The 17,699-nt window shown below is 63.0% G+C and carries 17 protein-coding genes; 4 read left to right on the top strand and 13 right to left on the bottom strand.

Going from position 1 to position 17,699, the window contains the following annotated elements; all coding sequences use genetic code 11:
• Positions 1 to 32 precede the first annotated feature (32 nt).
• From NKJ12_RS23525 to NKJ12_RS23465, 13 genes are all read right to left on the bottom strand, one after another.
• Complete coding sequence (locus NKJ12_RS23525) at positions 33 to 773, bottom strand: SDR family NAD(P)-dependent oxidoreductase (protein WP_352507942.1); 741 nt, start codon at positions 771 to 773, stop codon at positions 33 to 35.
• Between the two features lie 74 nt (positions 774 to 847).
• Positions 848 to 2,317: an amidophosphoribosyltransferase gene (gene purF, locus NKJ12_RS23520; RefSeq protein ID WP_254820237.1), complete on the bottom strand. Its 1,470-nt coding sequence runs from the start codon at positions 2,315 to 2,317 to the stop codon at positions 848 to 850.
• Between the two features lie 132 nt (positions 2,318 to 2,449).
• Complete coding sequence (locus NKJ12_RS23515; RefSeq protein WP_254820238.1) at positions 2,450 to 3,121, bottom strand: CvpA family protein; 672 nt, start codon at positions 3,119 to 3,121, stop codon at positions 2,450 to 2,452.
• A gap of 46 nt (positions 3,122 to 3,167) precedes the next feature.
• Entirely contained in the window at positions 3,168 to 4,586 is a 1,419-nt protein-coding gene (gene radA, locus NKJ12_RS23510) for a DNA repair protein RadA (protein ID WP_352705357.1), read from the bottom strand.
• 271 nt (positions 4,587 to 4,857) lie between these two features.
• Positions 4,858 to 5,370, bottom strand: a complete 513-nt coding sequence (locus NKJ12_RS23505) for a hypothetical protein (RefSeq protein ID WP_352479227.1) — start codon at positions 5,368 to 5,370, stop codon at positions 4,858 to 4,860.
• A 1-nt stretch (position 5,371) separates the two neighbouring features.
• Positions 5,372 to 6,862, bottom strand: coding sequence for a replicative DNA helicase (locus NKJ12_RS23500; protein ID WP_023677714.1), 1,491 nt, complete (start codon positions 6,860 to 6,862; stop codon positions 5,372 to 5,374).
• 207 nt (positions 6,863 to 7,069) lie between these two features.
• Positions 7,070 to 8,038 carry a small ribosomal subunit Rsm22 family protein gene (locus NKJ12_RS23495; protein WP_352507939.1) on the bottom strand — a complete coding sequence of 323 codons (969 nt, stop codon included), beginning with the start codon at positions 8,036 to 8,038 and terminating at the stop codon, positions 7,070 to 7,072.
• A 3-nt stretch (positions 8,039 to 8,041) separates the two neighbouring features.
• Entirely contained in the window at positions 8,042 to 8,365 is a 324-nt protein-coding gene (locus tag NKJ12_RS23490; RefSeq protein WP_352507938.1) for a YnfA family protein, read from the bottom strand.
• An 81-nt stretch (positions 8,366 to 8,446) separates the two neighbouring features.
• Entirely contained in the window at positions 8,447 to 9,736 is a 1,290-nt protein-coding gene (locus NKJ12_RS23485; RefSeq protein WP_352507937.1) for a cyclopropane fatty acid synthase, read from the bottom strand.
• 153 nt (positions 9,737 to 9,889) lie between these two features.
• Positions 9,890 to 10,474 carry a 50S ribosomal protein L9 gene (gene rplI / locus NKJ12_RS23480; protein WP_254820243.1) on the bottom strand — a complete coding sequence of 195 codons (585 nt, stop codon included), beginning with the start codon at positions 10,472 to 10,474 and terminating at the stop codon, positions 9,890 to 9,892.
• 214 nt (positions 10,475 to 10,688) lie between these two features.
• The gene (gene rpsR / locus NKJ12_RS23475) at positions 10,689 to 10,937 is read right to left on the bottom strand and encodes a 30S ribosomal protein S18 (protein ID WP_006203718.1); all 249 of its coding nucleotides are present in this window, start codon (positions 10,935 to 10,937) and stop codon (positions 10,689 to 10,691) included.
• Complete coding sequence (gene rpsF, locus NKJ12_RS23470; RefSeq protein WP_254820244.1) at positions 10,937 to 11,428, bottom strand: 30S ribosomal protein S6; 492 nt, start codon at positions 11,426 to 11,428, stop codon at positions 10,937 to 10,939. Before rpsF ends, rpsR begins: the two co-directional genes overlap by 1 nt.
• 551 nt (positions 11,429 to 11,979) lie before the next feature.
• A complete protein-coding gene (locus NKJ12_RS23465) occupies positions 11,980 to 13,905 on the bottom strand; it encodes an LTA synthase family protein (protein ID WP_352507936.1) in 1,926 nt (641 codons plus the stop codon).
• Between the two features lie 247 nt (positions 13,906 to 14,152).
• Here NKJ12_RS23465 and fabD point away from each other — a divergent pair, with 247 nt between their 5' ends.
• From fabD to fabF, 4 genes are all read left to right on the top strand, one after another.
• Positions 14,153 to 15,118 (top strand): ACP S-malonyltransferase, encoded by a 966-nt coding sequence (gene fabD, locus NKJ12_RS23460; RefSeq protein ID WP_352507935.1) that lies wholly within the window; start codon positions 14,153 to 14,155, stop codon positions 15,116 to 15,118.
• A gap of 60 nt (positions 15,119 to 15,178) precedes the next feature.
• Positions 15,179 to 15,916: a 3-oxoacyl-[acyl-carrier-protein] reductase gene (fabG, locus tag NKJ12_RS23455; RefSeq protein ID WP_352453223.1), complete on the top strand. Its 738-nt coding sequence runs from the start codon at positions 15,179 to 15,181 to the stop codon at positions 15,914 to 15,916.
• A gap of 187 nt (positions 15,917 to 16,103) precedes the next feature.
• The gene (locus NKJ12_RS23450; RefSeq protein ID WP_006203723.1) at positions 16,104 to 16,340 is read left to right on the top strand and encodes an acyl carrier protein; all 237 of its coding nucleotides are present in this window, start codon (positions 16,104 to 16,106) and stop codon (positions 16,338 to 16,340) included.
• Between the two features lie 34 nt (positions 16,341 to 16,374).
• Positions 16,375 to 17,637, top strand: a complete 1,263-nt coding sequence (fabF, locus tag NKJ12_RS23445; RefSeq protein WP_352705354.1) for a beta-ketoacyl-ACP synthase II — start codon at positions 16,375 to 16,377, stop codon at positions 17,635 to 17,637.
• Positions 17,638 to 17,699: the final 62 nt, after the last annotated feature.

Below are 17,699 nucleotides of genomic sequence, written 5' to 3'. Positions count from 1 at the left end.
GCGCAATTCTTCCGGCAAAATGCGATGTGTGGCTACTCCGGCTGCCGGTAGGCGACAAAGCGATTGTGCTTGGCCTGGAAGATCAGCCCGGTCTCCTTGAGCATAGGGCTGGCCAGCGGCACGATACGCTTGGCGATCTCCGAAGGGTGCGGCAGTGTTTCAGGATCCTCGCCGGGTACGGCCTGCGCCCGCATCGCGGTGCGCGTTGCCCCGGGATCGGCGGCATTGACCCTGAGCGGCAGGTTTTCGGTCTCATGCGCCCATGAACGCGTCATGGCCTCGACCGCCGCCTTCGACGCCGCATAAGGCGCCCAGAAGGCGCGTGCGGAGTGGGCAAGGCTGGAGCTCAGCACGATAGCACGGCCGGCATCTGAAAGCCTGAGCAGCGGGTCGACCGAGCGGATCAGCCGCCATGTTGCGGTGACGTTGATGGTCATCACCTTCTCGAAGGTCTTGGCCTCGACATGGCCGATCGGGGCGATGACGCCGAGCACAGCGGCGTTGGCGACCAGTATATCGAGCTTGCCCCAGCGCTCGTGGATGGCGCCGCCCAGCCGGTCGATCCCCGCCATGTCGGCAAGATCGAGCGGGACCAGCGTCGCCTGCCCGCCATCTGCCTTGATCTGGTCGTCGAGTTCTTCCAAGCCGCCGACGGTGCGAGCAACTGCAATCACATGCGCACCGGCCGCGGCAAGCTCCCTGGCGATGAAATAGCCGATACCGCGCGACGCGCCGGTGACGACCGCAACGCGGCCGGAGAGGTCAAGGCTCATACGATGGATTCCGACAGGCAAGGTGAAACCGCCGTAAGGGGCCAAGGGGACGGAGACAAACGGACGGGCAAGGCCTACGACCCGCCGGCCGCCAACAGCGACAGCGTGCGCACATTGTCGGAGCCTTCGAAATCGGCAAGCCGGGTCGGATACTGGCCGGTGAAGCAGGCGTCGCAGAATTGCGGCTGCTCGTTGTCGCGGCCAGCTTCGCCGACGGCACGATAGAGCCCGTCGATCGACAGGAAGCCGAGCGAATCGACGCGGATGAACTCGGCCATCTCCTCCACCGACATGCGCGATGCCAGCAGCTTCGATTTCTCCGGGGTGTCGACGCCGTAAAAGCAGGAGGCGCGCGTCGGCGGCGAGGCAATGCGCATATGCACTTCCTTGGCGCCGGCATCGCGCACCATCTGCACGATCTTCTGGCTGGTGGTGCCGCGCACGATCGAATCGTCCACCAGAACCACGCGCTTGCCTTCGATCATGCGCCGATTGGCGTTGTGCTTGAGCTTGACGCCCATGTGGCGGATCGAATCGCCGGGCTGAATGAAGGTACGACCGACATAGTGGTTGCGGATGATGCCGAGCTCGAACGGAATGCCCGCGGCCTGTGAAAAGCCGATCGCCGCCGGCGTGCCCGAATCCGGCACCGGCACGACGATGTCGGCCTCGACCGGACTTTCCTGCGCCAGCTCGGCGCCGATGCGCTTGCGCACTTCGTAGACATTGCGGCCTTCGACAGACGAATCCGGCCGCGCGAAATAGACATATTCGAAAATGCAGAAGCGGGTCTTCTGCGGCTCGAACGGGAACAGGCTTTCGATGCCCTTGCTGGTGACGACGACCATTTCGCCGGGCTTCAGGTCACGCACGAAACGCGCCCCGATGATATCGAGCGCACAGGTTTCCGAGGCGAGGATCCAGGCACCGTCGAGATCGCCGAGTACCAGCGGGCGGATGCCGAGCGGGTCGCGGCAGCCGATCATCTTCTTGGACGTCATCGCCACCAGCGAGAAGGCGCCTTCGACCTGGCGCACCGCATCGATAAAGCGCGAATTCAGGTCGCGCTCCTTGCTGGTGGCAACCAGATGCAAGAGCGTCTCGGTATCGGAGGTGGAAGAGAAGATGGCGCCTTGCTTCTGCAGCGCGCGCTGCACGGTCATGGCGTTGGTGAGATTGCCGTTGTGGGCGACGGCAAAGCCGCCATCGGCAAGTTCGGCGAAGAAAGGCTGGATGTTGCGCAGGCCGGAGCCGCCGGTGGTGGCGTAGCGCGTGTGGCCGATGGCACGGTTGCCTTGCAGGCTGTCGATGACACGCTGCTTGGTGAAGGTGTCGCCGATCAGGCCGACATGGCGTTCGACATGGAATTGGGTGCCGTCGTAGGAAACGATGCCGGCCGCTTCCTGGCCTCGATGCTGCAACGCATGCAGGCCGAGGGTTACGATGGCTGCGGCGTCCTGCCGGCCGAAAATGCCGAACACGCCGCATTCGTCGTGGAAATGGTCGTCGGCTTCGGCGGAAAGCACGTCGTCTGCGTCTGCCATTGGGGGCTCAAGCTCCGCTAAAGTCGCCATATAAGGTCATAGCGCATCGAAAGCAACGCACGTCGTGCGGCGTTCACATGATCGTCAGTCTTGATGCCTCGCCAAGTCTGCAGATTGGCAAGTCTGTCGAAATCAGTTTGCCGGCGCCGGGTTTGCAGGTGCCGGCGTCGCGGGCGCATTGTCGGCCGGTGGCGCGTCGCTGTCATCGGGTGCCGGAGCGGTGGCGTCGTCGCCGGCGGCAGGTGCTTCCGCTGCAGGGGCGTCTGGGGCCAGAGGCGTCTCGGTGGCTGGCTGATTCGGATTGAGCTTGTTGAGGATAGCGTTTTCCGGATCCTCGGGCAGCAGGCTTTCGAGCTTGGCGCCGATCGATTCGAGCAGCGGCTTTGACTTGGCGTTGGCAATCCAGCCTGGGGCCTTGGCGCCGGCCAGCCAATTGAAGAAAAGCAGCGCAACCGCGACCACCAGGATGCCGCGCGCCGCGCCATAGAGGAAGCCAAGTGTGCGATCGAGCGCGCCGATCCTGGAATCGATGATCCAGTCGGCGAGCTTCATGGTGATGACCGAAACGACGATCAGCGCGACAATGAATACGATACCGGCGGCCGCCGCCATGGCGGCCTTTTCGTTGTCGATATAGGGCTGAATGTAAGGCAGCACCGGCTTGTAGAAGAAGAAGGCGGCCGCCGCAGCGGCTGCCCAGGAGATGATCGACAGGATCTCGCGCGAAAAGCCGCGAACCATGGCGAGCATCGCCGAGACCAGGGTGAAGCCGACGAGAATTCCGTCAAGCAGCGTAATCGGCATGTTTTCGCCCCACTCCGATCTCTTTTTCGCGGCTCGACGAGCCGCATCACTCTCGCTCGTCGACGCGGCTACGCCGTGAGCCGGCTATGCGCGCCACGAGATCGGCAAGCTCGGTGGGCTGGAAAGCGCCGGCTCCGATCCCCCCGACCCCATTACCACCAACAAGTTCCTCGCTGCCCAAGGGCAGAACCGCGCTTCCGAAACCCAGCTTTTCGGCTTCCTTGAGACGCTGCTGCGCATGCGCAACCGGCCTCACCGCACCCGAAAGGCTGATTTCGCCGAAATAGACGCAATCGGCGGGAAGGGCAAGACCGGTGAGCGAGGAAACCAGTGCCGCCGCCACGGCCAGGTCGGCCGCCGGCTCCGAAATGCGGTAGCCGCCGGCAACGTTGAGATAGACGTCGTGGGTGCCGAAGCGGACGCCGCAATGAGCTTCCAGAACCGCCAGGATCATCGACAGCCGGGCACCGTCCCAGCCGACGACGGCGCGGCGCGGCGTGCCGAGCGACGACGGTGCTACCAGCGCCTGGATCTCGACCAGCACCGGCCGTGTGCCTTCCATGCCCGCGAAAACCGCGGCGCCCGGCGACTTCGCGTGGCGTTCACCGAGGAAAAGCTCGGACGGGTTGGCGACTTCCCGCAAGCCCTTGTCCGACATTTCGAAGACGCCGATCTCGTCGGTTGGCCCGAATCGATTCTTGACCGTGCGCAGGATACGGAAGTGGTGGCCGCCTTCGCCCTCGAAATAGAGCACCGCGTCGACCATGTGCTCGACGACGCGTGGGCCGGCGATCTGGCCCTCCTTGGTGACATGGCCGACCAGAACGATCGCCGCCCCTGTGGATTTTGCGTAGCGGATCATCGCCTGGGCCGCGGCACGCACCTGGGTCACCGTGCCGGGCGCCGAATCAGCCATGTCGGTCCACAGCGTCTGGATCGAATCGAGAATGACCAGATCCGGCCGCTTGCCATCGGCGATGGTGGCGAGGATGTCCTCGACATTGGTTTCGGCGGCGAGCTCGACCGGGGTGTCGGCGACGCCGAGCCGCTGGGCGCGCAGCCTGATCTGGGCGACCGCCTCTTCACCCGAGACGTAGACGATGCGGTGGCCCTTTGCCGCCAGCGCGGCCGCGGCCTGGGTGAGCAGCGTCGACTTGCCGATGCCGGGATCGCCGCCGACCAGCAGCGCCGAGCCGCGCACGAAGCCGCCGCCCGTGGCGCGGTCGAGCTCGCCGATGCCGGAGACGATGCGCGGCGCGTCCTCGATGTCGCCGGACAAGGTGGTGAGCACTACGGCGCGACCCTTGCGCGCGTTACGGCTATTGGCCGGACCCGAGCCGATGCCGCCGGACGTACCTTCCTCGACCAGCGTGTTCCACTCGCCGCACGCATCGCATTTGCCGGCCCAGCGCTGATGCACCGAACCACAATTCTGGCAGATGAACTGGACGCGCGATTTGGCCATCAGGCGTGGCCCGGTTCGGGTGTGGCAGGTGCCAGCGCAGGATAGGGAGGCGGGACAGCGCCCCCCTCTGTCCTGCCGGACATCTCCCCCACGAGGGGGGAGATCGGACTGAACGTAGGATTTCGCCAATTTTCCGCGTCGCAAAAAAGAGTGGCGTCGCGAGTGACGGCCAATCTCCCCCCATGTGGGGGAGATGTCCGGCAGGACAGAGGGGGGCGCCGTAGAGCGCCGACCGCATTTTCGGGGCGTGGTTTAGCGAGCTGGTTCAAATTCAGTGCTTCTTGGCGAGAGCGCGAACTTCGGCAAGCGCCTCGTCGAGCAATTCCGGGTTGGGTGGCAGCATCTGCGAGTTGTAGATGGAAATCATCCCCTGTGTCTGGGTGGCAAACTCCGGCTCCGCTTTCCGCGCTTCCTCAGTGATCGCATCCACGTAAAACAGGAAATTCTGCCCGGCCAGAACAGGCACACCGCATCCACCCATGATCAGAGTGGTCGTGGAGACCACGCCATTCGGTTCCGGTTTGCCCTTGAACACCTCGGCAATCTCGTATCGTACGTTAACCAGTATTCGGCCATCACCCTCATCAGGCGGAACAGTTCCAAGTTTGATTGGGCTAAGCTCAGTTTCAGTAACCATGCCTCGGAATACCAGGGAGGCCTCCGCAAACGCTCGCTGCGGCGTCCAATCTGGAGGCATGGAACAAGCAGAGGCGGTTGCGAGGGCGGCAACCGCGCCAATGAGCGCAAAAGCAAGAACGGCGGCGCATCTGAAGTGGTTACCCATGCTACTCAAACCGATCCGGCAAATGATGTTCCTCGGCAAGGTCGGAGAAGCGGGTGAACTCGCCCTGGAAGGCGAGGCTGACCGACCCCGTTGGGCCGTGGCGCTGCTTGGCGACGATGACTTCGGCCTTGCCGCGCATTTCGTTCATCTCGTGTTCCCATTTGATGTATTCGTCGGTGCCCGGCTTCGGCTCGCGGTTCTTCAGGTAGTATTCCTCGCGGTAGACGAACAGCACCACGTCGGCGTCCTGCTCGATCGAACCGGATTCGCGCAGATCCGAAAGCTGCGGGCGCTTGTCGTCGCGGCTCTCGACCTGGCGCGACAGCTGCGACAGCGCAATGATCGGCACCGCCAGCTCCTTGGCTAGCGCCTTGAGCCCGGTGGTGATCTCGGTGATCTCCTGGACGCGGTTTTGCGATGATTTCGCGCTCGACCCCTGCATCAGCTGGATATAGTCGATGACGATGACGTCGAGGCCGCGCTGGCGCTTCAGGCGACGTGCCCGGGCGGACAGCTGAGCAATGGAAATGCCGCCGGTCTGATCGATGAACAGCGGGATTTTCTGCATCGTCTGCGAGCACGCGACGAGCTTTTCGAAATCCATCTCGCTGATCTCGCCGCGCCGGATTTTCGACGACGGGATTTCGGTCTGTTCGGAGATGATGCGGGTGGCCAGCTGTTCGGACGACATTTCGAGCGAAAAGAAGCCGACGACGCCGCCATTGGCCGCTTTGAACGACCCGTCGGCCTGCTGCGCCGGGACGTAGGCCTCGGCGATATTGAAGGCGATATTGGTGGCGAGCGAGGTCTTGCCCATGCCGGGGCGCCCCGCAATGATGATCAGGTCGGACGACTGCAGGCCGCCCATGCGGCGGTCGAGGTCGCGCAAGCCGGTGGCGACGCCCGACAGATGCCCGTCGCGCATATAGGCGGCATTGGCCATGTCGACGGCGGTCTTGACGGCGTCGGTGAAGCTCTCGAAGCCGCCATCATAGCGGCCGGTCTCGGCCAACTCGAACAGGCGCCGCTCGGCATCCTCGATTTGGTCGGAGGGCGACATGTCGACCGGCGCGTCATAGGCGATATTGACCATGTCCTCGCCGACGGTGATCAGCGCGCGCCGCGTGGCCAGATCGTAGATGGCGCGGCCATAGTCGGTGGCGTTGACGACCGTGACGGCCTCGACCGCCAACCGCACGACATATTGCGCCACCGTCATGTCGCCGACCTTCTCGTCGGCCGGCAGGAAGGTCTTCAGCGTGATTGGCGTCGCGATCTTGCCCATGCGGATGAGCTCGGCCGCGACCTCGAAGATCTTTCTATGCAGCGGCTCGTAGAAATGGCCGGGCTTCAGGAAGTCGGAGACGCGGTAGAAGGCATCGTTGTTGACCAGTATGGCGCCGAGCAGCGCCTGCTCGGCCTCGATGTTGTTCGGCGCCTCGCGATAGAGCGGTGTTTCCGCCACGCCGAATTTTCGTGCTGCCTCTGCCATGATGTCCCCGGTCCTGATCCCCGGTCTCTCGATATCAGAACGAGACAAGTCGGTGATGACTTATCTGCATCAGTCCCCAACCAACCAACTTTGATGCCCGCGATTCACAGCCAGGTTCTTTCGGTGGAAAGAATCTCAATTGACTCGAATCAAGATGGCGAGCCTAGCCGTTCTTGGGCGAGAACAAAACAGGAAAATAGCTGCCGGTCATTCCGGCAAGGCATCACCCCACTCCAGTCGCCGTGCGGCCTTGAACGTCTCGCCATCGCGCTTGGTGAACAGTCGCTCGGCAGCACTTCCATCCTGTTGGCAAAGCTTCAGCAAGACCTTGCCGGAGCCAGACTTCGGCGGTGCGATCACTCGCGCTCGAGGCGGAGTGGCCGGATGGCGGGAAGCCGCGACAAAGATGAATTTCTCGTCCTCCCACGGCACCTCGGCATCCTTGGCCAGACGGTGCAGGCGCGAGCGGGCGACCCGGCGGGCGAAATGGCACCAGTCGGGAGCGACGAGAGGGCAGGGCGCCTCATGCGGGCAGGGCGCAAGCACGTGCGCCCCCGTATCGATCAGCTGCCGCCGCACGGCAAGAATACGCTGCCAGCCGGCCGGCGTGCCCGGCTCGACGACCAGCAGCGTGTCGGCGGTCAGCTGCCAGAGCCGGTCGACGAGTTTTGCCAGCGATGCCGGCGCGATCTCATCCAGCACATAGGCTGAAGTCACCAACTCGGCCGGCTCCAGATCGACCAGGTCGACGGTGACGTCGCCGGTCCGCCAGGCGGTCCTGGCCGTGATCGCATGCGCGGCAAGTGCTTCGCCGACCCTTCGTACCGCGGCGCCGGCCTCGAGCAGCACCGCCTGCTGGAGATCAGGCCAGAGATTGATTGTGGCCCAAAGCACCGTGCCAGGGCCGGCGCCGACATCGAGCAGCGTTCTCGGAGCATAATCGGGCCGCGCCTCGCTTACCGCGTCGAGGCTGGCGCGGACGGCAGCATAAGTCGCCGGCAGCCGCGTTGCCAGATAGGCCTTCACCGCCATGTCTTCGGCCATGTGCAGGCGACCGTCGCGCAACTCTGCGCGGTAGCGGTCCGACAGCGTCTTTGCCGCTTGCTTAAGCATCGGCAACGGCACCTGTTCGAGAAGGCGATCGACGCCTTGTCTAAGCGGGACGGGCAGTTCCATCGCTTAGACAGTCCGAGGTGAGAGCAGAATGACCGAGGCGCCAACGATGCAGATCGCGGCACCGGCAAGATCCCAGCGGTCGGGGTGCACGCCTTCCGCCAGCCACAGCCAGGCCAGCGAGGCGGCAATGTAGATGCCGCCATAGGCGGCGTAGGCCCGGCCCGCGGCGCTGGTGTCGACCAGCGCCAGCAGCCACGCGAATAGCACCAGCGAGACGAGACCGGGCGCCAACCACAGCGGCGATTTTTCCAGCCGCCACCATGTCCAGAACGAAAAGCAGCCGGCGATCTCGGCAAGTGCGGCAGCGACGTAGAGGAGGTAGGTCATAAAAAGGTCCCGCGTTGACGGGAGCCTTTTCAGCGTGCCAGTCGGCAAATGGCAAGCGGCAATGGCGCGATCGCCGGCCGTCTACTCCGGATCCACCATTTTGCGGCGGCGAGCGGGCTTGGCCGCCGGAGCCTTTTCACGACGTCCAAGATCGCGCATCTCCAGCGCCTTCTCACAATTGGCCATGTAGTCGCGCGTCATCGGCAGCGTGTCGTTCTTCTTGGCAATCTGGATCTGGAAGATCACCAGATCTTGCCAGCGGAACGCAGCTTCCGAGGCGGCAAGATAGAACTCCCACATACGGCAGAAGCGCTCGTCATAAATCGCCTTGGCCTTGTCGCGGTTGGCCGCGAAGCGTTCGCCCCAATGCTTCAGCGTCTCGGCATAATGCAGCCGCAGAACCTCGATGTCGGTGACGACGAGCCCCGATTTTTCGATGGCCGGCATCACTTCGGAGAGCGACGGAATATAGCCGCCCGGGAAGATGTATTTGCGGATGAAGGCGCTGGTCGCCCACGGCACGCCGGAGCGGCCGATCGTATGCAGCAGCATGACGCCGTCCGGTTTCAGCAGCGTCGCCGACTTGTCGAAGAAGGTGCGGAAATGATTGACGCCGACATGCTCGAACATGCCGACCGAGACGATGCGATCGAAACGTTCATTGAGTTCGCGATAGTCCTTAATGTCGAAATGAACCCGGTTTTGCAGGCCCTGCGCATGGGCGCGGTCGGTGGCAACGCCGTGCTGCTCGGTCGACAGCGTCACGCCCTGTACGTCGACGTCGAACGCCTTGGCGAGATAAAGGCCAAGCCCACCCCAGCCGGAGCCGATATCGAGCACCGTCTGGCCGGCCTTCAGCCTGAGCTTGGCGGCAATATGGCGCTTCTTGGCCGCTTGTGCCTCGTCGAGGGTCATATCCGGCTGCTCGAAATAAGCGCAGGAATATTGCATGTCCTCATCGAGGAAGAGGCGGTAGAGGTCGCCCGACAGATCGTAATGGCGCTGCACGTTGCGGCGCGCCCGCGACGCCGTGTTGATCTGCTGCAGGCGCCGGAAGGCGTGGCGCAGACCTTCGATTGCTTTCGACCAGGTGGCATCGATACCGCCGCTGCCCATGTTCTGGAAGGCAATCCGCATCACCCCCAGCACGCCGCCCTCGAGAATGTCGAGTTCACCGTCCATGTAGGCTTCCGGCACCGCCAGCATCGGATCGAAAGTGATGGCGCGCTCGGCATGCCTGGTCTTGATGTGCATGTGCACCGGTTCGCCGCTGCCGTCACCGAAAGTCACCATCGAGCCTTGCGGCCCTGTCACCTTGAGATTGCCTGTGCGGACCAGGCGGTCGAGAATGCGTTTCAGCAGAATATTCATGACCAAATGTCCCCTCTCGGTCAGACAGGCTGTCTTATTCTGCATCAAGATATAGGGGTTCGAAAAGTTCCATTTGGCATAAAAATGCCCGGGTACGAGGCCCGGGCATTGGTCCAGAATAGCGATTAGCCGGCGAATGCCGACGAATGACGATCAGCCGTTGTCTTCGCCGCCCTCGAACTCCGCATTCGGATCGAAGAAGTTTTCCGGCCGCGCATTATCGTTGATGTCCTCGCCGTAGATGGCTTCCGCGGTTGTCAGCGTTTCGCCCTTGGCCTGGCGCTCGGCTTCGTCGGCCGTGCGGGCAATGTTGAGCGTGATGGTAACCTCGACCTCCGGATGCAGCGCGATCGCCACATTGGTGACGCCAATGGTCTTGATCGGCTGGTTGAGCAGGATCTGGTTGCGGTTGACCGAAAAACCTTCCGCCGTCACCAGCTCGGCGATGTCGCGTGTCGAGACCGAACCATAAAGCTGACCGGTCTCGCCGGCTGAGCGCACGGCGATGAAGCTCTTGCCGTCGAGCTTTTCTGCAATCTGCGCGGCCTCGGACTTGCGCTCCAGGTTGCGGGCTTCCAGTTGCGCCCGCTGTCCCTCGAACTTCTTCTTGTTAGCTTCGTTGGCGCGCAGCGCCTTGCCCTGCGGCAACAGGAAATTGCGGGCGAATCCGTCCTTGACCTTGACGGTGTCGCCCATCTGGCCGAGGCGGGAAACGCGTTCGAGAAGAATGACTTCCATGGTTTTGTTCCTTCGCTTGGGCGCTATCCTCAGGATCGGCGCCGAGTTGTCTGGAACAGGTCAGAAAGCTGGGGCGTCACCGCCTGTGTCGCTGTCCTGCCTGTCGCGGCAGTTAGGATCTCGTGTCGAAATCCAACCCGGGATTTGGTGTTCGATCCGGCTACGCCCGTCGTGGCCGGTGACAAAAAGCGGGCGGCGAACCGCCCGCGTAGATTTAGCGGACCACGTAGGGCAGCAGGCCGAGGAAGCGGGCACGCTTGATCGCCTTGGCGAGTTCGCGCTGCTTCTTCTGGCTGACGGCGGTGATGCGCGATGGCACGATCTTGCCGCGCTCGGAGATGTAGCGCTGCAGAAGCCGCACGTCCTTGTAGTCGATCTTCGGCGCGTTGGCGCCAGAGAACGGGCAAGTCTTGCGGCGGCGGTGGAAGGGGCGCCGGGTTGGGATCTGATTGATGTCGACCATTATTCTGCGGCTCCTTCAAAGCCTTCGCGCGGACGGCGCGGGCCACGATCGGCACCGCCATCGCCGAAGCTGCGCGGCGGACGATCACCACGGTCACCGCGATCGCGGTCGCCGAATGAGCGCGGGCCACGGTCGCGGTCGCCGAAGCCGCCGCGTTCCGAGCGCTCTTCGCGCTTCTGCATCATTGCCGACGGACCTTCCTCATGCGCATCGACCTTGATGGTCAGGAAACGCAGTACGTCCTCGGACAGACCCATCTGGCGCTCCATTTCGTTGAGCGCGGCCGGGGGGCAGGTGATGTCCATGAGTGTATAATATGCCTTCCGGTTCTTGTTGACCCGGTAGGTGAGGGACTTCAGTCCCCAGTTCTCGACCCGGCCGACGGACCCGCCATTCGCGGTGATGACGCCCTTGTACTGTTCGACAAGCGCATCGACCTGCTGCTGCGAGAGGTCCTGCCGAGCAAGAAACACATGTTCGTATAGAGCCATAGTGTTCGTGCCTTTCTTCGTTTCTCTCCCGGTTCCCGGCGGCAAAAGCCTCTGCAACTTCTCTGACCCGCAATCCTTGCGAAGGCGGGGAAGAAAGGAGCATGACGAGACGGTCGAGAGCGGAGACACGGGAGGCGGAAGCGCTTCTGGCTTCACGCGAAGGTTTCGAAAAACCTCCGGCCCTCCGTTCAGCCCCCAGCAAGGACCGGCAGATTGCGGGCGTCTATACAGGAATTTGGCCGCAAGGCAAGGGCAAACGGCCGACGTGTCGTAAGCAGATGAGTTGTCCGGATTAGGTAGCACATGAGTTGTCCGGTCTTATTGGGCTGCTGGCCTCATTCGCAAGGTCTTACGGATTCCCTGCCCGGACCCAAGAATGTTTTCCTCGCCTGACAAAACAAACCGGATGCCCTGTTCGTATAATCGCGGGAGACGGTCGAGGTAACGCCAACAAATCGAACAGCTCTACGCAGTCGGCAATCAGCTGCAACAATTCCCGTCTCTCGACGACACGATCGGAGTTCGCGCATCACGCTGCAACTTCAGCTGCCTCAGCTCGTGTGTGCAGCCACTTTGCCTGTGGTTTCGGGGAAGAAATCGGGCGCCGCATGGCGCTTGCCGAACATCATGTCGTATTGCAGCAGACGGAAGTCGCGGATTGCCGGGTCGATCTCTTTCTGACGCGACCAATCGGGGGTGGCCTCGCCCCCCGGTGCCAACAGCAAATTACGGTCGATGACGCGGTAGCGCTCTCGCAACTGGCCGAGGAAGCCGGTGTAATAGGGATGGCTGATGCCGGCCGTTTTCAGGATATGGTAGGGCAGGAAGGCCGGGCTGACGGCGCCCAGATCCTCGGAGGGGCCGCTGCGGTTCGACCAGACGATCAATGGCGTCTGGTGGTGCTGCAGCATCTGGTCGGCCGGCTCCTTGCGCGGCGCGACATTGTCCTTCAGGAAACCGGTCTCGACGTAGACCGGCCCAAGCGGCGGCAGGTGATCGCCGAAGAATGCGATGACGGTCGGCCGCTCGCGTTTCTTCGCCCATTCGATCAGCCGCTCGAGGCCGCGGTCCGCGTCGGAAGAGCCTTCGGCGTAGCTCAACAGCGATTCACGTGCCCATTGGCTGATCGGCGCCTGCACCTTGTGGGTCGGATTGGTATAGCGATACGGCTCATACGGCCCGTGGTTCTGCAGGCTGACGGCGAAAAAGAAGACCGGCTCGGCGCTGGTATCGGCTTCGCGGATGATCTCGTCGGTCATCGCTGCGTCCGACGCGAGCGGTCCGCGCTTCTGCATGGGCGGCAACGTCTCCTCGGACTTGAAGTCGTTGAAGCCGAAATCGGCATAGACGGCCCCCCGGTTCCAGAACCAGTTGGTGCCGGGATGGATGGCGCGCGCTCGGTAGCCCTGACTTTTCAGGAAGGTCGCCAGCGAGGGAGTCGGTGTCCGCACATATTGCTGGTAGGGAATGCTGCCCGCCGGCAGGAAGGCGTTGGAAAAGCCGGTCAGGGCCTCGAACTCGATGTTGGCCGTCATGCCGCCGAACTCGGGCGAGAACATGTAGCCCGTGCGCAGTGCCCGCACATTGGGGATAGGGTCGGGTGTGATGGTGACGCCGGGCAGCTTGGTCGGATCCCAGAAGGATTCGCTCATCACGACGATGATGTCGGGCTTCTCGGCAGGTACCGAGGCGATCACCTGCGGTTTGCCGATCGCTTCGATCGCCTTGTCGGAATAGCCGGGCGGCGCCGAGACATGCGCCATCGGGACGTTCAGCGCGAAGGCGAGCGCAAAACCGTTCGAGGCATAGTTTTCCTTCTGGTCCCACATAATCGGGATGATCTGCAGCCGGTCGCGCGTCCACGAGAAAGTGGCATAGTCCATGATGGAGACGAAGAAAGCGATCAGCGGCACCGTCAGCGTCAGCCGGGCAAGGCGGCCCTTGTGGCTGAGCGCCGGAACGCGGCGGCGCCATAACCGCCAGCCATAGACGAGCAGCGACAGCCCGCCGACGATGCCGATCGCCAGGGCAATGGCGGTTCCCGGGCGATCGCGGACCAGGAGTGGCATCAGTGCCACGATCTGCCGGGAATAGAGGAAATCGGTCGGATAGAGCGGATCGCCGAGATAGAGCGACTTCTGGTGGCCGACGAACGCCAGCGACAATGTCAGCGGCGCGACGATCATCAGGCTCTGATGGCTGCGGCCGAGCACGGCGTCGAGGCCGATGAGGATCAGCGCAAAAATGATGATCGTGGTCCAGCCGGGTTTGAAAGGCTGCAGAAAGAAATCAATGGTGCCGGCAAAGTTGCCGCGCACGATCAGTTCGATGGCAAACACCAGGATAGCCGCAGCCAGCAAGCTGATAAGGCCATAGCGGATGACAGGCCATCTGCGCGCCGGCAGATAGCCAGTCGACGGATCGCCTTCAAGAAACTGTGGCGCCGCCTCGGCTGCGCTCTGCTTGGTCTTTGCCACTTCAATAGTTCCCCGGCCCGCAACAAAGGCGTCACTCGATTGTCATCGAACTGTCACGCAAAGCCTAGCGCCTGCGGCGGAAATAAGAAGAGCCAGCAAACAAATCGTGAGCGGTTTTCATCATGAGTGATCGCCAAAAAGCCTGCCGAAACAGGCACTCGGCCGACGCCGAGCGGTCAAGGTTGGACTTGACTTGGGCGCACGCCTTGCGTCACAGGCAGCGAGAACCAGCAGCTGGGAGCCGACGATGGCCATCGCATTCACCTTTCCGGGGCAGGGCAGCCAGGCTGTCGGCATGGGCAAGGACCTCGCCGATACTTTTGTGGAATCGCGGCAGATCTTCGAGGAAGTCGACGACGCGCTCGGTGAAAAACTATCGCAGCTGATCTGGGAAGGCCCGGAAGAGACGCTGACGCTGACCGCCAATGCTCAGCCGGCGCTGATGGCGGTGTCACTTGCCGCAGTCCGGGCGCTGGAGGCGCGCGGCTTCTCCCTGAACGGCAAGGTCACCTATGTCGCCGGCCATTCGCTCGGTGAATATTCGGCACTTGCGGCCGCTGGTTTCGTTTCGGTCGCCGACGCCGCCCGGCTGTTGCGTATCCGCGGCAATGCCATGCAGGCGGCTGTACCGGCCGGCGAGGGCGCGATGGCGGCGATCATCGGGCTGGAACAGGCCGACGTCGAGGCCGCTTGCGCAGAGGCCGCCCAAGGCACCGCCAAAGATCCCGCGCAAGCCTTGGTGTGCCAGATCGCCAACGACAATGGCGGCGGCCAGCTGGTGATCTCCGGCGCCAGGCCGGCGGTCGAACTGGCGGCGAAGCTATGCACGGAAAAGGGCGCCAAGCGGGCGCTGATGCTGCAGGTCTCGGCGCCCTTCCATTCGGCATTGATGAAGCCTGCGGCCGAGATCATGCGGGAGGCGTTGGCCGCCGTGACGAAGCGTGCGCCGGTCGTGCCGCTGGTCTCGAATGTTACTGTGACCCCGACGAGCGATCCTGACGAGATTGCCCGCCGCCTCGTCGAACAGGTGATCGGGCGCGTGCGCTGGCGCGAAACGGTGGAGTGGTTCGGCAGCAACGGCGTTGCGACGCTTTACGAAGTGGGCGCCGGCAAGGTGCTGTCGGGGCTGGCCCGCCGCATCAACCGCGATATTGCCACCACTGCCATCGGATCCGCGGCGGATGTCGAGGCGGCGCTGGCGGCGCTTGCATAATCAACTGGCGATTTGACCCCGCTCCATGCAAAGGGTGTTCGCTCAGATCAGGAGGCAAGAATGTTCGAATTGACCGGCCGCAAGGCGCTCGTCACCGGCGCATCGGGAGGTATCGGCGAGGCGATCGCCCGCGTGCTGCACGGCCAGGGCGCCATCGTCGGCCTGCATGGCACACGTATCGAGAAATTGGAGGCGCTGGCCGCCGAATTGGGCGACCGGGTCAAGCTTTTCCCGGCCAATCTTTCCAACCGCGACGACGTCAAGGCGCTCGGCCAGAAGGCGGAGGCCGACCTCGAAGGCGTCGACATCCTCGTCAACAATGCCGGCATCACCAAGGACGGGTTGTTCGTGCGCATGGCTGACGCCGACTGGGATAGCGTGCTCGAGGTCAACCTGACCGCCGTGTTCCGGCTGACCCGCGAGCTTACCCATCCGATGATGCGGCGCCGCCATGGCCGCATCATCAACATCACTTCAGTGGTTGGCGTCACCGGCAATCCCGGCCAGACCAATTACTGCGCCTCCAAAGCCGGTATGATCGGCTTTTCCAAATCGCTGGCGCAGGAGATCGCCACCCGCAATATCACCGTCAACTGCGTCGCCCCGGGCTTCATCGAATCGGCGATGACCGCCAAGCTCAACGACAAGCAGAAAGAGGCGATCATGGCGGCGATCCCGACCCGGCGCATGGGCACGGGCGCCGAAGTCGCCTCTGCCGTCGCCTACCTCGCTTCCAACGAGGCAGCCTACGTCACCGGCCAGACCATTCATGTCAATGGCGGCATGGCAATGATCTAACATTTGGGAAAACGCTTCATTCCGTCTTGGATGCATGGGATTTTTCGTGTAATGCCGCCCGCAACCCGGCGGTTCGGGCAAAAACCGGTCCTGTTCCGCTGCGTTTCCGGCAGGACCATCTTTCAGCTTGATTAGCGGCATTCTGCCCGCTAACGAAGACAGACAACCAAAAGACGAGGATGCCCAAATGAGTGACACCGCAGAGCGCGTCAAGAAGATCGTCATCGAGCACCTTGGCGTCGATGCCGACAAGGTGACGGAGCAGGCGAGCTTCATCGATGATCTGGGCGCGGACAGCCTCGACACGGTCGAACTTGTTATGGCGTTCGAAGAAGAGTTCGGTGTCGAGATCCCGGACGACGCCGCCGAGACCATCCTGACTGTTGGCGATGCGGTGAAATACATCGACAAGGCCTCGGCCTGACGCTATTTGCAGTCATCACCGAGGAGGACCTGCGATGAGGCGTGTCGTCGTCACGGGCCTTGGGCTGCTTTCGCCGTTCGGCATGGGCTTCGAGCACAGCTGGAAGGAGCTTCTAACCGGCCGCAGCGCAGCCAAACGCATCACCGAATTCGAGGTGGAAGACCTTGCCTGCAAGGTCGCCCACGTCATTCCGCGCGGTGACGGCTCCAACGCCACTTTCAATCCTGAAGCCGTTCTCGAGCCGAAGGAACTGCGCAAGATCGGCGACTTCATCCTGTACGGAATCGCGGCCGCCGACGAGGCACTCAAGGATTCCGGCTGGCAGCCGAAGACGCACGAGGATCAGTGCGCCACCGGCGTGCTGATCGGTTCTGGCATCGGCGGCATCGAAGGCATCGCCGAGAATGCGATGATCCTCAAGGAACGCGGCCCGCGCCGCATCAGCCCGTTCTTCATCCCCGGCCAGATCATCAACCTCGTCTCCGGCCAGGTCTCGATCCGGCATGGGCTGAAAGGCCCAAACCACGCCGTTGTCACCGCTTGCTCGACCGGTGCGCACGCCATCGGCGACGCCGCCCGCCTGATCATCTGGGGCGATGCCGACGTTATGGTCGCAGGCGGCGCTGAAGCGCCGGTGACGAGACTGTCCGTCGCCGGGTTCGCCGCTTGCCGCGCCCTCTCCACCGAGCGCAACGATGCCCCGCAGACGGCCTCGCGCCCCTATGATCGCGATCGCGACGGCTTCGTCATGGGTGAGGGCGCCGGTGTTGTCGTGCTCGAGGAACTCGAACACGCCAAGGCCCGCGGCGCCAAGATCTATGCCGAGGTCACCGGCTACGGTCTGACCGGTGACGCCTATCACATCACCGCGCCTGCCGAGGATGGCGACGGCGCTTTCCGTTGCATGACAGCGGCGCTAGACCGGGCGAAGCTGACGCCCGCAGATGTCGACTACATCAACGCGCACGGCACATCGACCATGGCCGACACGATCGAACTCGGCGCCGTCGAGCGGCTGGTCGGCAACGCCGCCTCTAAGATATCGATGTCGTCGACCAAATCGTCGATTGGCCACCTGCTGGGCGCGGCTGGTGCTGCCGAGGCGATCTTTTCGATCCTCGCCATTCGCGACAACATCGCGCCGCCGACCATCAATCTCGACAATCCGGAGCGCGAAACGGCGATCGACCTGGTGCCGCACAAGCCGCGAGCCCGGCAGATCGACGTGGCGCTGTCCAACTCCTTCGGCTTCGGTGGCACCAACGCCTCGCTCGTCTTCCAGCGCTACAATGGCTGACCGCTCTGCCGGTTTCCGTCTGCCGTCAATTTTGCCATATTCGCCCCTACTCTGCCCGAGGG

The organism is Mesorhizobium sp. M0195, assembly GCF_040322115.1.
Taxonomy (GTDB): domain Bacteria; phylum Pseudomonadota; class Alphaproteobacteria; order Rhizobiales; family Rhizobiaceae; genus Mesorhizobium.
Note: the sequence above shows the minus strand (reverse complement) of the source record. Positions and strands in the feature narration are given on the sequence as shown.

Bases quoted from the DNA above. Each gene is read 5' to 3' on its own strand.
- NKJ12_RS23525 (WP_352507942.1), bottom strand. From the start codon at position 773: ATGAGCCTTGACCTCTCCGGCCGCGTTGCGGTCGTCACCGGCGCGTCG.
- purF (WP_254820237.1), bottom strand. From the start codon at position 2,317: ATGGCAGACGCAGACGACGTGCTTTCCGCCGAAGCCGACGACCATTTC.
- NKJ12_RS23515 (WP_254820238.1), bottom strand. From the start codon at position 3,121: ATGCCGATTACGCTGCTTGACGGAATTCTCGTCGGCTTCACCCTGGTC.
- radA (WP_352705357.1), bottom strand. From the start codon at position 4,586: ATGGCCAAATCGCGCGTCCAGTTCATCTGCCAGAATTGTGGTTCGGTG.
- NKJ12_RS23505 (WP_352479227.1), bottom strand. From the start codon at position 5,370: ATGGGTAACCACTTCAGATGCGCCGCCGTTCTTGCTTTTGCGCTCATT.
- NKJ12_RS23500 (WP_023677714.1), bottom strand. From the start codon at position 6,862: ATGGCAGAGGCAGCACGAAAATTCGGCGTGGCGGAAACACCGCTCTAT.
- NKJ12_RS23495 (WP_352507939.1), bottom strand. From the start codon at position 8,038: ATGGAACTGCCCGTCCCGCTTAGACAAGGCGTCGATCGCCTTCTCGAA.
- NKJ12_RS23490 (WP_352507938.1), bottom strand. From the start codon at position 8,365: ATGACCTACCTCCTCTACGTCGCTGCCGCACTTGCCGAGATCGCCGGC.
- NKJ12_RS23485 (WP_352507937.1), bottom strand. From the start codon at position 9,736: ATGAATATTCTGCTGAAACGCATTCTCGACCGCCTGGTCCGCACAGGC.
- rplI (WP_254820243.1), bottom strand. From the start codon at position 10,474: ATGGAAGTCATTCTTCTCGAACGCGTTTCCCGCCTCGGCCAGATGGGC.
- rpsR (WP_006203718.1), bottom strand. From the start codon at position 10,937: ATGGTCGACATCAATCAGATCCCAACCCGGCGCCCCTTCCACCGCCGC.
- rpsF (WP_254820244.1), bottom strand. From the start codon at position 11,428: ATGGCTCTATACGAACATGTGTTTCTTGCTCGGCAGGACCTCTCGCAG.
- fabD (WP_352507935.1), top strand. From the start codon at position 14,153: ATGGCCATCGCATTCACCTTTCCGGGGCAGGGCAGCCAGGCTGTCGGC.
- fabG (WP_352453223.1), top strand. From the start codon at position 15,179: ATGTTCGAATTGACCGGCCGCAAGGCGCTCGTCACCGGCGCATCGGGA.
- NKJ12_RS23450 (WP_006203723.1), top strand. From the start codon at position 16,104: ATGAGTGACACCGCAGAGCGCGTCAAGAAGATCGTCATCGAGCACCTT.
- fabF (WP_352705354.1), top strand. From the start codon at position 16,375: ATGAGGCGTGTCGTCGTCACGGGCCTTGGGCTGCTTTCGCCGTTCGGC.